This is a genomic window from Pseudomonas sp. R11F, assembly GCF_050312575.1.
In the GTDB taxonomy this organism is placed as follows: Bacteria; Pseudomonadota; Gammaproteobacteria; order Pseudomonadales; family Pseudomonadaceae; genus Aquipseudomonas; species Aquipseudomonas palleroniana.
The window spans coordinates 175,655-191,970 of the sequence record NZ_JBNPJU010000068.1; the positions used below are offsets into that span (position 1 = coordinate 175,655).

Genomic DNA, 16,316 nt, shown 5'->3' on the forward strand with positions numbered 1-16,316 from the left:
ATGAGTTCATGAATCCATTCACCACCAAGACATTGATCAGCGGAACACGCTCGCAGCAAATCTACTGCCAATCTCCACCAATGGTGATTCTACGTGACGAATGGCTAAGCACGATACTCATAACCCTTAACCCCTGAGCAAGCTCAAGCTCATCAAACACGGACTTTTGTATGACTGCCAAAAAGCCTAATCTAGGAAATTATGCATTTATGCATTAAAATTTCTCCGCTCTATTGCCAACATATGTCAGCAACAATACTGTATGCACAGACAGCAATCGCAAGGAGCGAAGCATGAATCAGGCCCCCTACTCCACTTCAAAACTGCGCAATTCATACGAGCTTGTGGGTCGCCGCCTTGAACGCTTGATCGCCTCTCCTCGGGTCCAGAGGATTCAGTTGGTCGAGGTTTCGAGGCGCGACGACGAAAGCCCTGAAGCCTGGCACCAGGTCATCCAGGATATCGGCGACACGGCCGGTATTAGGGTTGAGCATTTGGATGGCGGGACCGTCAGGATCGGCTGGCGCGAGTACTGCGACTCATAAAGGAGCCCGCCACTGAGCGGGCTTTTTGTTGCCTCTTACAAAAAATATGGGAATACCCATTGACGATAAATATGGGATTACCTATATTCGCTCCATCGCAGCAACACACAGCCACTGCGAAGGGCCTCCACCCGCCGCTCTTTAGCGACACCCCTTGCCGGATCACCACCGGCCCAGATTCAAAGGCAGCAATGAACCGGCCTAAACGGTTCAGAGGGTTGGCAACTGACCCGGGCGTGCAGCGTAAAGCGCCAAGAACAGTTATCCAGCGGGAGACCAAGCCGAAAGGCCCGCGGCTGGAGGAACAATCAGAAGATAGCCGGAAGCCGACGCCAGTAGCGGGCCCCGACTGAAGAGCATCAAAAGATTCGAATTAGCGGGACCGATAGCTTCGGCTGGGACCGCCGGACCTCATGCACCCTGCCCCACTTAATCAGGGCATTCAGAGCTGTAGCGTGCATGTTGTAAGGACCTGTGATCCACGGCGAACAGATGCTGTTTGACGCTGTGAGTAGGAAGCTCGAAGCCCGCACCCACGACGAACCGCCGACCTGCAATCAGCAGCGGGATACGCGGCGCCCCCTAGCGTAGAGGGAGTCACCGTTGACGCAGTACCCCGGCCTGTCGCCAGTAGCGAGGCCGGGCACATTTTATTCAAGCCGGTGACCGACGCCAGTTGCGGGTCACGGCGGAAAGCATCACTGAAGCCCGTTCGAGGAGCTGGCTTTGGGATGTAGACCAGGTGCTACCGACTTTTCCGAGAACTAATTAGCAACTGGCATCTACCAGCCATCTGCGGGAGGGATGCAGCCACATCAGACAGCACGCGGTACATATCATCCTCGTCCGGAAACGGGTACACCTCGAGGTTGAGAGCGATCTGAATCTTGCGCAGGTCTGTGCCTTCAACGAGCCAGCGCTCAGCGGTGCGCGTTATCGCCGATCCGTTGTCATTCGTCAGCCAGGCAAGAAAGTCGAAGAGTCGTGCGACCTGCAGAACGGATGTCGAGTCAGGGATATCGGCAAAAAGCCGATCAGCCAAATTTTCCTCCCCAAACTCAACCACTACTGCACGGACAGCGCTGAACGCTTCAGTGTATTCGGGCTCGCTGCTCTCTGCTGCGATCACGTTTAACGCCCTTTCAACAACCTGATGCATAGCAATTCCTTACTCCGGGAAGGACTGTCGATGTTACCAGCCTTAAAAGCCAGCACCACGGCAGCCTGTCGTTAACTGCCCGACCTCTCTATGAGCGCATCGGATATAGCTCGGCCTTCTGTCGTGATAGCAGGGTGGCCACCTTGTCCCGAGCCTGAGCGGATTTTGTCGCGGCGTAGACGGGCAGCACTCGGAGGGATTCGAGCTATATCCGATGTGGATTCAGCGGGTTTCAGGCAACGAGATTACTTTCGCAGATAAGCAAACATGTGCTGTACATAATCGGCTTTCCCGAGAGGTACACCGTTATTGCGCAAGATGTTGTAAGCCGTGACCAGGTGAAAGTAAAACTGTGGAGTAGCCCAGTTCACTGCGTATTCGCTGCCGGTCATATCGAAGGTCATGCCATTTGGTAACTCGATAGCGATTTTACGCTCGGCCCCTTCCTCTATTTGAGCGCGATCCGCCGATTCAAGAACTGCCAAAGTGCTTTCGATTAGTACCTTAGCTGCCACCAAGTCTTCGGGAGGAGTGAGCGATAGCACGGGCTGCTGGGTAAGTCGCTGAACCGCTTCCTGAGCTTGAGTGCAAGCGTACTGAATTTGTCGGGCCAGATCGTGCATATCAGGTGCTAATCGAGCGCCAAGCAGAATTTGCGGGTCATAACCGCGCTCCAGGGCTGCGGCCTCACCCTTAGACAAAAGAGCCGATAACGATCGCAGCATTTGCGCGAAACATGGGATGGTAACTGAGTAAACCGACATATCTTTTCCCTAAGTAGTCATTCATAGCGGGCAGAAAGGATCTGCCTTTTTCCCGGACAGCAGCCTGAATCCTAGCAGACTGTTGACCTTCCTCTGCCAACACTCCCGCAACCCCTTTCCCGCCTCTATTGCATCAGCACTCCTCCCCCGCGCCCATCGGCAACCAGCGGGAGGCATGAGTGTTGACGAATACAGGTGAACCAACGAATGGAGAGAGTCATGAGCAAGCCAAAAAACGAGCCAGCGTTTCCTGTGGATAGCGTTGCTGATCATGAATTTACCGGCATGAGGTTGCGCGACTACTTCGCGGCAAAGGCAATTGTGAAGATAGCACCGAGCTTCGGAGAGATCGGGGAGCTTGCAACTGCCGGGCACGGGGTCGAAGGAATCCTTTCGCTTGCTGCGAAGTATTCCTACGAGATTGCCGACCACATGCTCGCCGCCCGTTCCGCCTAACCCCAAACACTGGAGGTCGCCATGAGCGATTGGATCAAGTGCAGCGACAGACTGCCCCAGGAGCGCTTGTCAGTTTTGGCATCCGCAAGTGGCTTTCATGTCTTCAACCTTTACCTCCATCGGGGTAAGTGGCTGGTAGACGGCCCGGCTTCCACGGCTCAGCAAACACAAGAAGTTGATTTCACAGTTACCCATTGGCAGCCACTCCCCGCCCCGCCCACCGAATAACACCACCCCGGAGGCGATCATGAACGCACAACGAAAAGCTCAGTTCGAGTTCGACAACCGTATGCCGCCTCCAGTGAGCGAAAGCTCGGCCGAGGCCGAGTGGATCGAAACGAACGCCGAGCGTCTTATGCTGGGATACCGGATTGACTGGGGGTATGAGAAGGCTGACAGGGGCTCGGTAACGCAAGCCGAGTACTTCAAGGCGCTTCAAGACCATGCCAATCAGCGTCAGATCGACGGTGAAGACAAGATCGACGCCTTCGGCCAACTGCTGGCTATCGCTGCAAACTTTGGCAGTGGCGGGCAGATTTATGACCTTGCTATCTACTTGCTCGGGTCTAAAGCGGCCCGCAAGGAGATAGCGGTGGAACTGCTCAAGCCGCACGCAGCCAGAGCCATGATGCTCCAGGAGCAGCAAGACGAACTTGAGCGGAGGGTCGGATGGTGAGCCCTCACATCCTGATAGATGAAGCGCTCGAGGCCCTGAAGCATCCCGCCAGCGAGCCCGGCGCCCAGGTCATCGTCCAGCGAATGATTACGAACATGCTCACCGGAAGCGTGATCACCATCGAAGAATTCAACCACTACTGCCAGCGCCTCCTGAAAATCACCAGGCAGCGCAAGGAGTCCGCATGACTACTGCACCGGTTAAATCGCTGATCGACGAGCAGCTTGACGACGTCGAGCGTCGCATTGCCATCCTGGGTTTCGGACTTCCCTTCAACGAGCTGATAGGTCGTAAGCGTGAAGACCTGGTGCGGGATCTGCCGCAGCGCCTGGCGCCGACCATGAAAGGTGGCCGGATCGCAGTGAGGGTTCGGCCATGACGATGATCTGCGGCATCTGCAACCAGGCCGGGATTAGCTGGGTCGGCCCATTCAGTAATTTAACCCACACCGAATGCCCGCACTGCGGCGGCACCAATTGCCAAGTGGCTGATCAGCCAGGAGACGAAGAAATAGAGGCGGAAATAGAGTGCGGGTGCGGACGCAAAAGCGGGCCACCGAACTTTGACGATGGGCGTTATTACTGCGGTAGCCAATGGTGCATGCCATGACCGCCCACCAGCGCACCCGCCGCATGCTCATCTGGCGCGGCTCCTTCTCCGCCCTATCCCTCTGCACATTCCTGATGTTGCTCAGCGCCCTCGCTGATCGAATCACTTCCTAAAACTGACGGCGCCCCTCTCCGGTGGCGCGGAGAGCAATCATGTCCGAACAGAACATGCAGATCTGGAGCAAGGTCGATAAGACCGATACCAGGTTCACCAAAAAGGCCAAGGTCAATGGCCAGGACATCACCAGCCTGAGCGGAACCGCGATGGTTATGAAGGCCACCGAGTTGTTTGGGCCGGTCGGCATCGGCTGGGGCTGGAAGATTGTCGAAGAGCGCTTCGATGAAGGTCACGAGATCTTTATCGGCGAAGGCGACAAGCGCGCCTGTATCGGCCGTGAAATTGGTCACACGGTGAAGATTGCATTGTGGTTCACGCAGGACGGCATGCGCGGCGAGATAGAGCAATACGGCTGCACCCGATACCAGTACAAGACCAGCTACGGCATGACGACTGACGGCGAAGCGCCGAAGAAGTCGCTGACAGATGCCATAAAGAAAGCGCTGTCGATGCTTGGTTTCAGCGCGGATGTGTTCCTGGGTCTGTTCGATGATCAGGACTACGTCAATGCCCTGGAGGACGAACAGGCCATCGAGCAGGCCGAAGATAAGGTCGCAGAGGAGGAGCGCCAGAAGCAAGAACGCCTGGACTACATCGCTTCCGTCATCGAATCCCTCAAGACCGCCAAGACGCCGAAGGAACTCAAGGCGTTCCATGACGTTGCCGTACGCCGCCTGACGCTTCGCAGTGACACCAAGGCCGTCACCCGGATCGTGCGCGAGTATGACGAACAGAAAGCCCGCTTTGATCAGGAGTCAGCAGCATGACCACGCTCTACACCATCGCCGAGCAGTTCAAAGAGTTGGCTGCCCTGGCAGAAACTGCCGACGAAGACCTGGCCGTCGCCCTGCGCGACACCATGGAAGGCATCGAGGGCGAGTTTCAGGAGAAGGGTAAGGCAATCGCCATGATCACCCTGAACATCGACGGCGACCTTGAGGCGATCCAGTCGCAGATCGACCGGCTTACCGAACGCAAGCGGATCATCACCAACCGCAAAGAAAGCCTCAAGGAGTACCTGCGCACGAACATGGACGCGGCTGGGATCACCAAAATCACCCATCCGCTGTTCACCATCACCTGCGGCAAGGGCAAGCCCATCGTGGTCATTGACGATGAGAAGGCCATTCCCGACGACTTCGTCAGCGTCAAAGTAACCAGCGCACCGGACAAAGCGGCCATCGCCAAGGCTTTGAAGGATGGCCAGGACGTACCCGGCGCCCACTCCGAGATCGGGAAAAGCTCGATCAGCATCAAGTGAGGTCAGCATGATCAGCAACCACCTAAGCCTGGTCGAGGCGTTACAGCCAAAATCAAATGAGCTTGCCGCCCAGGTCGCCGAGTTCCTGGCGGCCGGCGGCGAGATCGAAGTGGCCGAGCCACCTCCTCCACCGAAACCAGTCGTGTACGTTCCTCAGGAACCTCCTGCGCCAAAGCCGTTTGTTCGGCGCAGGGTTGAGCCAGTTGCACCAATGCCGCCAACACCGCTCGAAATCAAGCAGGAACAGCGCATGAAGCGGGTTGAGCTCGTCATGCAGCTTGCCCCCACTCACACCCAAAGTGAAGTCATAGAGGCCACTGGGATAGGTCGGCGCACGCTGCTGAGCATGTCGAAAGAGTTCGACTTCAAGTTCAAGCGATCATCACACGGTGGTTACAACTCACCTGAGCGCATGAAAGCGGTAGGCGAACGCGAGCTGGTGCTGGTCGAAAGAATCAAGGCTTACAAAGAGGTTGGTTTGAGCAGGCGCCGCGTGTGCGTGAACTTGCACATCACCAACAAGACGCTGAAACGGATACTCGAAAAGTACTCGATTGAATATCCGCTTTCAGAAGCAGGCGGTAACCAATGCGCCGCATAGCCCGCACCCAGCAACGCAAACGTCAAACCTGGCTCGCACTGCCGGCCAGCGGAATAGAAGAGGTAGGCCATGGCTGCAACTCAACAGCAGCGCTCCGCAAAGAGCGCGGCGAAACGCAAGGAGCTTAGCGAGGAAGAGCTTCGGCACCGTGTGCGGTCTGGCGAGAAGCAGATGATCGCCGATCTAATGGCCTGGACTGAAGACACTGAACAGGCATCAGTGGTGGCTGGATCTCTTCGCTATGTGCACTCGCTCGGTCGCGAAGGTGCGCGGGAGGCTCTGCGTTCGCGCCACAAAATCGAAGTTAACGAAAACGTGGCGGCAGAACTTTACGCCATAGGCCAGCGCCAAGCATTACGGCTCGACGCCGAAGAAGCATAACCCGCCCTACTCGCTGCAACCGGTAACGGAGTGAGGCGCCTACTTCATGAGAACGTGAATTTCATACCCTTTACCATTCGGCCAATCATCGCGAAGAACATTAATTACTCCCGAGCCAGCTTCGGACGTCGCCGGCTGCCCCGACATAATAGCCTTCGTGATGACGACAGGAAGTTTCGCTCCCAATGCCTTTTGAGAAAGGACGCTTGATGCCGAAACCAGTGCTTTCGTTGCAGCATCCTTTGATTTTGGTTTGAAGTAGTTCAGCACGAGATAAACCTGGGTAGGCGAGACGACGCTTCCCTCCACGTAATACGCAAGGTTGTTCGGTAATGGATTTCCAGAGCCGATATCCAGGTAATCACTTGAGCACCCCCAAGTCCCATCTTCTAGATCGCGCCACGTTCCGCCAGACAGTGAAGATCCAGACAGCAACGAACATGCTTGAGACGGGCTGCTCACTTTCAGGTCTGCAAAACAGTTGACTGACGCCAGCAGCAATAACGGCGCGATTATCAGCTTCTGCATGAACCTTCTCCTTGATCCGGCTCCATGCCGGTCACCCGTAATACCCGAACCCAAACCAAATTGCCACCACCGCTCACGGAGGGCGGCGCTTGCATGGAGAAAGCCATGACCCAGTTCTACCTACAGGACAGCCGCAGTCATGTCGGCGACGGCATGATGTTCTGGGCGAAGGAAGGCCGCGGTTACGTGACCAACCTGGACCAGGCCGAGCTGTTCACCTTCGAGGAGACATGCCGCCACCGTGACACCGATATCCCCTGGCCAAAGGATTACATCGACGCCAGGGCGCACTACGGCGTCGACTGCCAGCTGATGGAGGAGGACAGGCGCATCGCGGGGCTGCAGGCCGGTGCCCGCGTCTACGTGCACGTGCCAGGTGACTGGAATGGAAACGACGTCTACTGGGTCAGCGAGCAGCGCGGCAAAGTGACCGAGAACCTGAAGCAAGCCCTCAGTATGGATCTGGAAAACGCCCAGTTCACGTATGCCATTCACGCCGGCCAGGGCACGCGAGTTTTCTGGCCAGCAGCCTACATCGAGGAGATCCGTCGACGCCTGGTGCATCGCCAGAACGTCGACCACAAGCTGGCCCTGCGTGTGGCAGGGGTGAAGATGCCCAAGCCACCTAAGGTCGCCAAGCACCGCCAGCCGATGCTCAATTGCTGCGGCTGTGGACGCTTCATCAGCTGGGACGGGCGATTCCTGAACAACTGCCGAAACTGCGGCGCTAACAACTGCCCCTGACCCTCCTGCGCTGCCCGCTATGGCTCTTACTTATTGTCGAAGGTGTTGCTGCCACTCAGGCCAAAGCTTGTAGACCTGCTCCCACATATGAAACTCAAGCTGCACATAGATTCTCGACCAAACCTCAAAGGCGGCCATGTAGACATCGGTATCTAAGTGCTCAGCATCACCATCAACAATTTTCACCCGGTAGCCGATTGAATCACCATCTTCATATCGCACCACATGCGTAGTTACCTCAGGGCGATTGTGCGAAAGCGAAACATGCTTCACTGCTGTCCCTATCTGTCGACATAGAGATACTGCGGGAGACAGGCGCTGGATCGCTTTGGCAAAGTCCCCCATGACCTTGAATCTCGGCACTTTTAAGTAATCGGCAAGATCTTCCTTCATTTTCTCGTCACTGAATTGCCAGATCCAGTCATGCATATGCCAGGCGGTTATCGCGCAGTTCATCGACTTGTAAATTCGGCTTGCCGGGTTTGAATCCTGACAAGTCATAGCTTCCTTAATCTCCCAGCATAGTTTTGATAGCCAGGCCACAGGATGGCCGGACTGCATCATTTTCGATAGATCCATTTTTCCGTGCGTTTGGGTCGCCGCTACATTTTTCATTCATGGGCCTTGAGCATCAATTTCGCACACCAATACCCCACTTTAACGAATCACGCCAGCCGGCGAGGATCCCCTATGTCCGCACAACAGATCGACGAAAAGAAACTCGAGCGCGCGATCCGCAAGATCAAGCACTGCCTGGCACTGGCCCATAGCGCGAACGAGAACGAAGCCGCCACGGCGTTGCGCCAGGCCCAGGCATTGATGCGCGAGTACCGGCTGACCGAAATGGATGTGAAGTTGAGCGACGTCGGCGAAGTTGAGTCAGATCTGTACCGAGCCAAACGGCGGCCGGCATGGGATCAGCAGCTGAGCATCGCGGTTGCGGATGCATTCAACTGTACGACCATACGGCGCAGGAAGTGGAGCTCTGCGAAAGGGCAAGTCATCGAGTGCGCGACATTCGTCGGCGTTTCACCCGCTCAGAACATCGCCCTGTATGCGTATGAGTCCCTGCATAGAAAGCTCACCCAAGCGCGCAAGGATTATTGCTCAGCAGTAAGGTCTGGGATTCAGCGCAGTCAGTATTCGGCAGAAACCGCCGGCGACCACTTTGCACTGGCTTGGGTCTGGGAGGTCCAGTCGAAGCTGAAAACGCTCGTGCCGCAGGCTGATGATGATCAGCTTGGCCAGCCCTCCACCGGTCAGGACCTCGTCGCGATTCAGGCGCAGGACAAGGCCTTGATCAGCGAATACCTATCCACCCAAGACATCAGAGAATCACGGAAAAGCAAGGGCGTCGAGTTGGATATGAACGCTCAAATCGCCGGAATGCTCGCTGGCAGCAAGGTTGAACTGCACGCCGGCATCGCGCGCGGCGGGGAAGACATTCTTGCGCTATCCGAAATCGCCTGATACCTCCCACCCCACCGCCCGGGCATGGCCCGGCAAGGACTCACCATGCCTATAGAAAACTAAAACGACTGCCCTGCTTTGCAATGTCGAGGCGAGTGACTGAGCGCCAGGCTGAGGCGACCTAAGGTCGGATCAATAGACTTGCCTGGTGATCATCTATGGTGGGTATAAATCCACGACGCTTTTGGTGCTCAAGCCATGTTCTAACCAGCTCCTCATCAAAGCTCCAACCACGAGACTTCAACAAAATGAGCGCCGCACTGGTGATTCGATAGTGACCGCATTTCTGACAGACTCTTTCTTCGTAATCCTCGCCAACATCGGTTGCGAGCGCTTTCTCGCCGCAAATAAAGCATGTCATAGATCTGTCCTTAGGGATGATCTTCGAACTGTAGCCGATTCTTTAAACCTAACCACCTCCCGGGCATGGCCCGGCAAAGACTCCCCGTGAAACGGATTTACCTCAGCGGCCTCATGAGCGGAATGCCAGGGCTCAACTTCACCACCTTTCACAGCATGACAGCCAGCCCGCGCTCCAGTGGGCACACCGTCACCACCCCCGCCGAGATCAACCCCGACGGTGGCACCTGGAACGATTGCATGCGCCGCGACATTGCTGCCCTTATGGACTGCAACACCGTGGCCACCCTGCCCGGCAGGGAGCATTCAAAGGGTGCGCGCCTGGAAGTCCTGGTCGCCGAACGCCTCGGCATGATTGTCGTAAGTGCCCATGATCTGGTAACGAGGGACGCTGTTGTTCGCACAGAACGGCAGGCGCACCAGCCGCTCCTGCGCAAAGACGCTGGTCGCTGATCATGGGAAGGTGAGGATGAATGGACCAGATTCGGTCAGCGCTGTACTCGCCGAAGCGGCTCGACTAGCAAGAAACTGAGGTTTCAGTCGAACGCTGGTGTGTCATATCGGTTAAGGCAAAACTATCGCTAGCGCCCATTTCTAGAATATCCAAAACGTATACTCGAGACTCCCAAAGCAGCTGAAAATCGGCTAACCCTCGCTCTGCTGCTTGGAAGGTATCGAACAGCTCCGCAAACTGGGAGTTACGGCACAAGCGCCTATTGCCTTGGAAATCTACAGGCTCAGTAAAAAACGTTTCGCCTTCTGGGCTTATGAGTCGAAGAATCCATTTCATACACACACCTCTTTTGGCTGCAGTGAAAACTTGAGATATTTCTATCTCAGGCAATGCCATTTAGCCACTACGCAGGACTGAATATCCGATAAGAGGTATGGGGGCCCAACCAGATGCCTAAGGGTACATAGACTAGACCCCCAAACGCATGAAAGAGTACATCTGTACCCCACCTGCAGAAACTGTAACCCCTCCCCCTTCAAAGTCATCCGCTACTTTGACGAAGCATTTCGGTGAGGGCTCACGCGAGCATCAGCAGCCAGTTTACGAGCTCGACCGACGCCCCAAGCCAGCGCTCTGGTCATCGATTCTCGAGGGTATGAGTCATCAGCTTCTTCGTACAAAGCCATTCCATCTGCGGCATATATTCCAATGAACATTTCAGGCTTGCCTGTTCGCGATAGCCTGACATGCACATCAATATGAGTTCCATCGCTTAGTGTTTCATCGTGCGTTAGAGAGTGAAGCTCCGGGTCAGCCCAGTTCCAGTAGATATCGCCTCGAAGTCTCATAGGCCCCCCTCCTTACCGCCAACTGTAATGGTGAGTCGGGACGAAATTTAAACCTATGAAAGCAAATCGCAAGCGCATCTAGATCGCAACTGACAGCTGGTCGAGATATCTATACGAATCTAAATTTGACGTACAACTTTAAGCCGCAATAGCGGCAAGGACGACCCATGTCTGAAATAAATAAAGGAACGCTCGATTCTGTTCTCGGCGCCGATGGCGCGCGCCATCCTAGAGGATAGAGCCTATCTTGCTATCGGCTGTGGGTGGGTAATATTCATCAGGCTAACTGCTCGGCAATGCACCGTCCGGACCGTTGAGCGGGATGCCGACTCCGCATAGGCTATATGCACAATAACAAGTTGCATTCCTACTCTGCCGTCGGGGTACTTACTTCAGCTGGTCGGCCATCAAGTGCAGGCATCGGGTCGGTTTTAACTCCCGTGAATATTGAAGCCCAAGCTTCGTAGGATTGCCTATGGAGTGCCACGGCATCATCCCATCGACTGCCCTCCACCTCACGAGAGACTACAAGCAGCATAAGGTGATTTGTAGCAGCATCTAGATCGAGTAGGACGTGATGGGCGGTGAAGCGGAAATCATCAATCGAAGGCATTTCGGCACACTTATTCGGGACCGAGCGGCGAGGTTTCGCCATTCGTAACGCGACATCAGTATGACATCACCAGAGAATCCAGTTAGAAATTGCAGACGGCCGGTTACTTCAGTTGATGACTGTCGACCCAGCGCTCAGCAGTGGCTATCGCCTCAGCCAGTGCATTCTGATAATCCCGCCACGGGCCCGATAGATCTGCAACCGTGTTGGCGTATCCGGGAATGTCACTGCTCTCAATGACATGCGCCGCAACCGGCGTCTCGTCGTTAGGCCTGTTCCAATCAAATTTCAAGAACAGCCGGTGCCCGCGGTATTCGTGAGCAATAGGCGTATCCAAACTGTGCGACATATCCCTCTCCTGTGGGCTTTCCCAAGCATAACTACAAGTTTCAACTATCCCGGTCGATTGCACCACTGACGCGAAAGGCTACTACCCCTTTTTTTCAAAGCAGCCGCTCTAGCGGCAAGGAGACCTATGCGCCTGAAGGAAGCTGAGCGCGAGCAAGTGCGCTTGAAATACGGCGGGCACTGTGCCTATTGCGGGGTGCTGCTGGGTGACCGGTGGCACGCCGATCACCTGGCACCGGTAGTGCGCGAACTGCTGTCCAAGAAAACCACCGCAGGCACTTGGAAGTTGGTGTCAGGCAAGCCGCTACGCCCCGAGCATGACGTGCTGGAAAACATGATGCCAGCCTGCGCACCCTGCAACATCAGCAAAGGTGGCCAAACCTTGGAGGGATGGCGGACCTGGATCGCCGGGCACATCAACTCCCTCAACAGCTACCACCCTATATATCGCCTGGCTAAGTCCTACGGGCTTATCACCGAGACAGGCGCGCCGGTCGTGTTCCACTTCGAAAAGCAGCAGCAGCCATGATCGCCACCCTCTGGTTCGCCTACGTCTTCATCTACCGAGGGACGAGGCCGTGAGAGCTGTTCGACGTTTCGTGGATGACCCTGCCGCCCAGTATGGTTTTCGCGTGGTTCCGGCCACCTATGAGGATGCAGAAAAGATCACGGGCTTTCGCCTCGACCGCCGCGTCAACTACTCGATCAACCATGAAGGCGAGGTAGAGCAGGAAAGCTGGTGTACTTTGGATTGCTCCGGGTGTGGCTGTGTTTGTGAGGTGGGTTGCAGCTGCGGCCCGCCCACGGGCTGCAGCGAATGCGGCTACACCGGAAAGCGCCGGCACTACTTTGGATTCCCGCCGTTCCCGCCAGAACGCAAGACCCCCTACCCCAATCTCCCTACATGCCTGCCGGTGAGCGGCGGGCAAGGTGCTCACCCAGAAGAATCAGCCTCGCCATCCGTGGGCTGGTAAAGAGCCTATCTTCTGGGTGAGCGCGCCAAACATACATCCGAATAACAATCATTATCAAATATTTCCGATAACCGCTCAGCGCGGAAAGGACACCCCATGTTCGCTATGAAACTCACCCTGATACTGCTGGGCGCTTTGCTGTACCTGCCCGGTAGCGCCTGCTGGTTCTTTTTGTTCGGCCCTGACCTGCTAAGCACCGGCACCACCGAGGCGCTGATCTACGCCTTCGTCGGCACCTGCGCCTGGCTGCTGATCAGCTTCGGCGTAATCGTTCACATCATCAAGACAGCGCGGCCTACGGCCGACGGGAGGTAGTTATGGCAGCGGCAGAACAACTCAACGACGGGATCACCGGCGACAAAGTGCCGGAGGCTCAAATGGCAGAGCTCCTCGGGACAACCCTCGCCGCTCTGCGTTCGAAACGTGCTCGAAACCAAATCCCCCTCGGCGTCTGGAACAAGCAAGGCAGCCGGGTCATGTACAGCATTAGGAGATACTACGAATGGCTCGAAAGCCAATGGGTTTGCCCGCAGGAATGGACCTCCACCACGGATCGATCCGCATCCGCTTTATGTGGAACGGCAGCCGGCGAAGTGAAACGCTCCCCTATCCCCCGACACAGAAAGGCATCAAATCAGCCTCACAGGTTGTTGATCAGGTAAAAAGCTTGATCAAGCTGGGGCTGCTCGACGACGACAAGTACGCCGAGCTTTTCCCCAGCTCCAACAACGTCGCAGGAGGCAAGATCAACTTCGGCGAGTACGCCCAGCTTTGGCTGGATAGCCGCGAGGTGGTGGCCGGCACGAAAGGTAACTACAAGGGAGCGCTGAACAGGTACTGGATGCCTGCCCTGGCTCTAGTGCGGATCGACCTGATCACGACCACCCTGCTCCGCCGAGTGATGGCCGCCTACGAGTGGAAGTCGCCGGGCGTTAAGCGCAACGCCATCTCGAAGCTGTCCACCATCCTGAATTCAGCAGTGTCCGAGGAGCTGATCCCGAAGAACCCGGCGGCGATCCTGGAGTTGCCCAAGCGCAGCAAAAAGGAGATTGACCCTTTCACGCTGGAAGAAGCTGATCAGATCATCGCGAAGATGTACGAGCATGATCACTGGCCCAGCACGATTTATGCGGCATTTTTTGAGTTTGTATTTTTCACTGGGATGCGTCTATCTGAAGCCCTGGCGATGCGCTGGGATGCAGTAGACGAAGAGAAGAGGACGGCCCACGTCTGTCGAGGGATCGCCTTGGGTGAAGTGGTGGAGAGGACGAAAACAGGGGGAGACCGTTTCGTTTTACTGAATGACCGAGCCATGCATGCACTGAAGTTTGCCAAGGAATACGCAAACCGTCGGAAATGTGGCAAGGGCAAGGTGCAGGAAACACCTTTCATTTTTCCGCCGTCAAAGAATTCGGAGTACGTGAAACAGACATCCGACCTGCACAAGCAGTGGATTCCGACCTTGAAGGCTCTGAATATCCGTCGTCGGCCGCCATACAACTGTCGTCACACCTATGCGACAATATGCATTATGTCTGGCATGAACCCCGCCTTCATCTCCCAGCAGCTCGGCCATAGCGTCCAGATGCTGCTCTCGACTTATGCGCGTTGGATCAACTCAAGCTCGGACTGGAGCGAAATGCAAAAGCTCCAGATTGGTCCCAAATTGGTCCCAGTTGAAATAAGCGCACCCTAAGCTATTGATAGGTAAAGTAATTGATCTCCACAGCTAACATCACCATGCAGTTCGGCGCCAAGCCGCTCTTCGAGAACGTCTCGGTCAAATTCGGCGCCGGCAACCGTTATGGTTTGATCGGTGCCAACGGTTGCGGCAAGTCGACCTTCATGAAAATCCTCGGCGGCGACCTCGATCCGTCCGGTGGCCAGGTCATGCTGGAGCCGAACGTACGCCTGGGCAAGCTGCGCCAGGACCAGTTCGCCTATGAAGAATTCACCGTGCTCGACACCGTGATCATGGGCCACGAGGAACTGTGGAAGGTCAAGGCCGAACGTGACCGCATCTACTCGCTGCCGGAAATGAGCGAAGAAGACGGCATGGCCGTGGCCGAGCTGGAAACCGAATTCGCCGAGATGGACGGCTACACCGCCGAATCCCGCGCCGGTGAACTGCTGCTGGGCCTGGGGATTCCCCTGGAACAGCACTTCGGCCCGATGAGCGAAGTATCGCCAGGCTGGAAACTGCGGGTGTTGCTGGCCCAGGCGCTGTTCTCCGATCCGGAAGTGCTGCTGCTCGACGAACCGACCAACCACCTGGACATCAACACCATCCGCTGGCTGGAGAACATCCTGACCCAGCGCTCCAGCCTGATGATCATCATCTCTCACGACCGTCACTTCCTGAACAGCGTGTGCACGCACATGGCTGACCTGGACTACGGCGAGCTGCGCCTGTTCCCGGGCAACTACGACGAGTACATGACGGTGGCCACCCAGTCCCGCGAGCAGCTGCTGTCGGATAACGCCAAGAAGAAGGCGCAGATCTCCGAACTGCAATCTTTCGTCAGCCGCTTCTCGGCCAACGCCTCGAAAGCCAAGCAGGCCACGTCCCGCGCCAAGGCGATCGACAAGATCCAACTGGCCGAGGTCAAGCCTTCGAGCCGTGTGAGCCCGTTCATTCGTTTCGAGCAAAACAAAAAGCTGCACCGCCAGGCGGTCATCGTCGAAAACATGGCCAAAGGCTTCGACGGCAAGCCGCTGTTCAAGGACTTCAGCTTCCAGGTTGAAGCGGGCGAGCGCGTCGCGATCATCGGACCGAACGGTATCGGCAAGACCACCCTGCTGCGTACCCTGGTCAACGAACTGACGCCGGATGCCGGCAGCATCAAGTGGACCGACGCAGCGGAACTGGGCTACTACGCCCAGGACCATGCCCATGATTTCGAAGACGACGTCACGCTGTTCGACTGGATGGGCCAGTGGACTCAGGGCGAGCAAATGATCCGTGGCACCTTGGGCCGCATGCTGTTCTCCAACGACGAGATCCAGAAGTCGGTGAAGGTGATTTCCGGTGGTGAGCAAGGTCGCATGCTGTTCGGCAAGCTGATCCTGCAAAAGCCGAACGTGTTGATCATGGACGAACCGACCAACCACCTGGACATGGAATCCATCGAAGCGCTGAACCTGGCGCTGGAAAACTACCCGGGCACGCTGATCTTCGTCAGCCACGACCGTGAATTCGTATCGTCCCTGGCCACCCGCATCATCGAGTTGAGCGCCACTGGCGTCATCGACTTCAGCGGCACCTATGACGACTACCTGCGCAGCCAGGGCGTGGTGTTTTAACCCGCGTAGCGAGCGGGCTTGCCCCGCGCTGGGTGGCGAAGCCGCCCCATCTGGGACGCCTCGGTCTTTCAGGAGGACCGAGGTGTCTGGATTTAGGGCGGCTGC

General features: G+C 56.3%; 22 protein-coding genes and 1 pseudogene. 17 read left to right on the forward strand and 6 right to left on the reverse strand.

Features of this window, described 5'->3' with window-relative positions:
* Positions 1–293: 293 nt before the first annotated feature.
* Entirely contained in the window at positions 294–545 is a 252-nt protein-coding gene (locus ACQRBV_RS22790) for a DUF1654 domain-containing protein (protein ID WP_411983966.1), read from the forward strand.
* Between the two features lie 745 nt (positions 546–1,290).
* Here ACQRBV_RS22790 and ACQRBV_RS22795 read toward each other — a convergent pair.
* Entirely contained in the window at positions 1,291–1,704 is a 414-nt protein-coding gene (locus ACQRBV_RS22795) for a hypothetical protein (RefSeq protein WP_411983965.1), read from the reverse strand.
* Positions 1,705–1,949: 245 nt separating this feature from the next.
* Entirely contained in the window at positions 1,950–2,468 is a 519-nt protein-coding gene (locus ACQRBV_RS22800; RefSeq protein ID WP_411983964.1) for a DUF1993 domain-containing protein, read from the reverse strand.
* Between the two features lie 219 nt (positions 2,469–2,687).
* On the opposite strand from ACQRBV_RS22800, the gene ACQRBV_RS22805 reads away from it, so the two are divergent.
* The 9 genes from ACQRBV_RS22805 (at position 2,688) to ACQRBV_RS22845 (ending at position 6,569) form a co-directional block, all read left to right on the forward strand.
* The gene (locus ACQRBV_RS22805; RefSeq protein WP_411983963.1) at positions 2,688–2,924 is read left to right on the forward strand and encodes a hypothetical protein; all 237 of its coding nucleotides are present in this window, start codon (positions 2,688–2,690) and stop codon (positions 2,922–2,924) included.
* Positions 2,925–2,945: 21 nt separating this feature from the next.
* Positions 2,946–3,152: a DUF551 domain-containing protein gene (locus tag ACQRBV_RS22810; protein ID WP_411983962.1), complete on the forward strand. Its 207-nt coding sequence runs from the start codon at positions 2,946–2,948 to the stop codon at positions 3,150–3,152.
* Positions 3,153–3,171: 19 nt separating this feature from the next.
* On the forward strand, positions 3,172–3,600 hold the full coding sequence (locus ACQRBV_RS22815) for a hypothetical protein (protein ID WP_411983961.1): 429 nt from the start codon (positions 3,172–3,174) through the stop codon (positions 3,598–3,600).
* Positions 3,597–3,788: a hypothetical protein gene (locus tag ACQRBV_RS22820; protein ID WP_411984404.1), complete on the forward strand. Its 192-nt coding sequence runs from the start codon at positions 3,597–3,599 to the stop codon at positions 3,786–3,788. Before ACQRBV_RS22815 ends, ACQRBV_RS22820 begins: the two co-directional genes overlap by 4 nt.
* Positions 3,785–3,979, forward strand: a complete 195-nt coding sequence (locus ACQRBV_RS22825; RefSeq protein WP_411983960.1) for a hypothetical protein — start codon at positions 3,785–3,787, stop codon at positions 3,977–3,979. The genes ACQRBV_RS22820 and ACQRBV_RS22825 overlap by 4 nt, the downstream gene beginning before the upstream one ends.
* Before the next feature lie 382 nt (positions 3,980–4,361).
* Positions 4,362–5,093, forward strand: coding sequence for a hypothetical protein (locus tag ACQRBV_RS22830; protein WP_411983959.1), 732 nt, complete (start codon positions 4,362–4,364; stop codon positions 5,091–5,093).
* On the forward strand, positions 5,090–5,587 hold the full coding sequence (locus tag ACQRBV_RS22835) for a siphovirus Gp157 family protein (RefSeq protein ID WP_411983958.1): 498 nt from the start codon (positions 5,090–5,092) through the stop codon (positions 5,585–5,587). The genes ACQRBV_RS22830 and ACQRBV_RS22835 overlap by 4 nt, the downstream gene beginning before the upstream one ends.
* A gap of 7 nt (positions 5,588–5,594) precedes the next feature.
* The gene (locus ACQRBV_RS22840) at positions 5,595–6,188 is read left to right on the forward strand and encodes a hypothetical protein (RefSeq protein WP_411983957.1); all 594 of its coding nucleotides are present in this window, start codon (positions 5,595–5,597) and stop codon (positions 6,186–6,188) included.
* Positions 6,189–6,257: 69 nt separating this feature from the next.
* The gene (locus tag ACQRBV_RS22845) at positions 6,258–6,569 is read left to right on the forward strand and encodes a hypothetical protein (RefSeq protein ID WP_411983956.1); all 312 of its coding nucleotides are present in this window, start codon (positions 6,258–6,260) and stop codon (positions 6,567–6,569) included.
* 39 nt (positions 6,570–6,608) lie between these two features.
* On the opposite strand, the gene ACQRBV_RS22850 is transcribed toward ACQRBV_RS22845, so the two are convergent.
* Positions 6,609–7,097: a hypothetical protein gene (locus ACQRBV_RS22850; protein WP_134658212.1), complete on the reverse strand. Its 489-nt coding sequence runs from the start codon at positions 7,095–7,097 to the stop codon at positions 6,609–6,611.
* 105 nt (positions 7,098–7,202) lie between these two features.
* Between ACQRBV_RS22850 and ACQRBV_RS22855 the strand changes: the two genes are divergently transcribed.
* On the forward strand, positions 7,203–7,841 hold the full coding sequence (locus tag ACQRBV_RS22855; RefSeq protein ID WP_411983955.1) for a hypothetical protein: 639 nt from the start codon (positions 7,203–7,205) through the stop codon (positions 7,839–7,841).
* Between the two features lie 30 nt (positions 7,842–7,871).
* Here ACQRBV_RS22855 and ACQRBV_RS22860 read toward each other — a convergent pair whose 3' ends face one another.
* Positions 7,872–8,456, reverse strand: a complete 585-nt coding sequence (locus ACQRBV_RS22860) for a hypothetical protein (protein WP_411983954.1) — start codon at positions 8,454–8,456, stop codon at positions 7,872–7,874.
* A gap of 75 nt (positions 8,457–8,531) precedes the next feature.
* Here ACQRBV_RS22860 and ACQRBV_RS22865 point away from each other — a divergent pair, with 75 nt between their 5' ends.
* Together ACQRBV_RS22865 and ACQRBV_RS22870 are read left to right on the forward strand one after the other, a co-directional pair.
* Positions 8,532–9,311, forward strand: a complete 780-nt coding sequence (locus tag ACQRBV_RS22865) for a DUF2786 domain-containing protein (protein WP_411983953.1) — start codon at positions 8,532–8,534, stop codon at positions 9,309–9,311.
* Between the two features lie 483 nt (positions 9,312–9,794).
* Positions 9,795–9,974: pseudogene (locus ACQRBV_RS22870) on the forward strand (DUF4406 domain-containing protein); the annotation flags it as partial.
* Between the two features lie 699 nt (positions 9,975–10,673).
* Here the strand turns inward: ACQRBV_RS22870 and ACQRBV_RS22875 are convergent.
* Together ACQRBV_RS22875 and ACQRBV_RS22880 are read right to left on the reverse strand one after the other, a co-directional pair.
* Positions 10,674–10,973: a hypothetical protein gene (locus tag ACQRBV_RS22875; RefSeq protein ID WP_411983952.1), complete on the reverse strand. Its 300-nt coding sequence runs from the start codon at positions 10,971–10,973 to the stop codon at positions 10,674–10,676.
* A 716-nt stretch (positions 10,974–11,689) separates the two neighbouring features.
* Positions 11,690–11,935 carry a hypothetical protein gene (locus ACQRBV_RS22880; RefSeq protein WP_411983951.1) on the reverse strand — a complete coding sequence of 82 codons (246 nt, stop codon included), beginning with the start codon at positions 11,933–11,935 and terminating at the stop codon, positions 11,690–11,692.
* Positions 11,936–12,061: 126 nt separating this feature from the next.
* Here ACQRBV_RS22880 and ACQRBV_RS22885 point away from each other — a divergent pair, with 126 nt between their 5' ends.
* The 4 genes from ACQRBV_RS22885 to ACQRBV_RS22900 all read left to right on the forward strand — a co-directional run bounded on the left by ACQRBV_RS22885 (position 12,062) and on the right by ACQRBV_RS22900 (position 16,211).
* Positions 12,062–12,463, forward strand: a complete 402-nt coding sequence (locus tag ACQRBV_RS22885; RefSeq protein WP_411983950.1) for an HNH endonuclease — start codon at positions 12,062–12,064, stop codon at positions 12,461–12,463.
* Between the two features lie 541 nt (positions 12,464–13,004).
* Complete coding sequence (locus ACQRBV_RS22890; protein WP_411983949.1) at positions 13,005–13,223, forward strand: hypothetical protein; 219 nt, start codon at positions 13,005–13,007, stop codon at positions 13,221–13,223.
* A gap of 187 nt (positions 13,224–13,410) precedes the next feature.
* A complete protein-coding gene (locus tag ACQRBV_RS22895; RefSeq protein ID WP_411983948.1) occupies positions 13,411–14,604 on the forward strand; it encodes a tyrosine-type recombinase/integrase in 1,194 nt (397 codons plus the stop codon).
* Positions 14,605–14,624: 20 nt separating this feature from the next.
* Positions 14,625–16,211 (forward strand): ABC-F family ATPase, encoded by a 1,587-nt coding sequence (locus tag ACQRBV_RS22900; RefSeq protein WP_081086944.1) that lies wholly within the window; start codon positions 14,625–14,627, stop codon positions 16,209–16,211.
* Positions 16,212–16,316 lie beyond the last annotated feature (105 nt).

Coding starts and splice junctions, on each gene's coding strand:
- ACQRBV_RS22790 (WP_411983966.1), top strand. CDS start 294: ATGAATCAGGCCCCCTACTCCACTTCAAAACTGCGCAATTCATACGAG.
- ACQRBV_RS22795 (WP_411983965.1), bottom strand. CDS start 1,704: ATGCATCAGGTTGTTGAAAGGGCGTTAAACGTGATCGCAGCAGAGAGC.
- ACQRBV_RS22800 (WP_411983964.1), bottom strand. CDS start 2,468: ATGTCGGTTTACTCAGTTACCATCCCATGTTTCGCGCAAATGCTGCGA.
- ACQRBV_RS22805 (WP_411983963.1), top strand. CDS start 2,688: ATGAGCAAGCCAAAAAACGAGCCAGCGTTTCCTGTGGATAGCGTTGCT.
- ACQRBV_RS22810 (WP_411983962.1), top strand. CDS start 2,946: ATGAGCGATTGGATCAAGTGCAGCGACAGACTGCCCCAGGAGCGCTTG.
- ACQRBV_RS22815 (WP_411983961.1), top strand. CDS start 3,172: ATGAACGCACAACGAAAAGCTCAGTTCGAGTTCGACAACCGTATGCCG.
- ACQRBV_RS22825 (WP_411983960.1), top strand. CDS start 3,785: ATGACTACTGCACCGGTTAAATCGCTGATCGACGAGCAGCTTGACGAC.
- ACQRBV_RS22830 (WP_411983959.1), top strand. CDS start 4,362: ATGTCCGAACAGAACATGCAGATCTGGAGCAAGGTCGATAAGACCGAT.
- ACQRBV_RS22835 (WP_411983958.1), top strand. CDS start 5,090: ATGACCACGCTCTACACCATCGCCGAGCAGTTCAAAGAGTTGGCTGCC.
- ACQRBV_RS22840 (WP_411983957.1), top strand. CDS start 5,595: ATGATCAGCAACCACCTAAGCCTGGTCGAGGCGTTACAGCCAAAATCA.
- ACQRBV_RS22845 (WP_411983956.1), top strand. CDS start 6,258: ATGGCTGCAACTCAACAGCAGCGCTCCGCAAAGAGCGCGGCGAAACGC.
- ACQRBV_RS22850 (WP_134658212.1), bottom strand. CDS start 7,097: ATGCAGAAGCTGATAATCGCGCCGTTATTGCTGCTGGCGTCAGTCAAC.
- ACQRBV_RS22855 (WP_411983955.1), top strand. CDS start 7,203: ATGACCCAGTTCTACCTACAGGACAGCCGCAGTCATGTCGGCGACGGC.
- ACQRBV_RS22860 (WP_411983954.1), bottom strand. CDS start 8,456: ATGAAAAATGTAGCGGCGACCCAAACGCACGGAAAAATGGATCTATCG.
- ACQRBV_RS22865 (WP_411983953.1), top strand. CDS start 8,532: ATGTCCGCACAACAGATCGACGAAAAGAAACTCGAGCGCGCGATCCGC.
- ACQRBV_RS22875 (WP_411983952.1), bottom strand. CDS start 10,973: ATGAGACTTCGAGGCGATATCTACTGGAACTGGGCTGACCCGGAGCTT.
- ACQRBV_RS22880 (WP_411983951.1), bottom strand. CDS start 11,935: ATGTCGCACAGTTTGGATACGCCTATTGCTCACGAATACCGCGGGCAC.
- ACQRBV_RS22885 (WP_411983950.1), top strand. CDS start 12,062: ATGCGCCTGAAGGAAGCTGAGCGCGAGCAAGTGCGCTTGAAATACGGC.
- ACQRBV_RS22890 (WP_411983949.1), top strand. CDS start 13,005: ATGTTCGCTATGAAACTCACCCTGATACTGCTGGGCGCTTTGCTGTAC.
- ACQRBV_RS22895 (WP_411983948.1), top strand. CDS start 13,411: ATGGCTCGAAAGCCAATGGGTTTGCCCGCAGGAATGGACCTCCACCAC.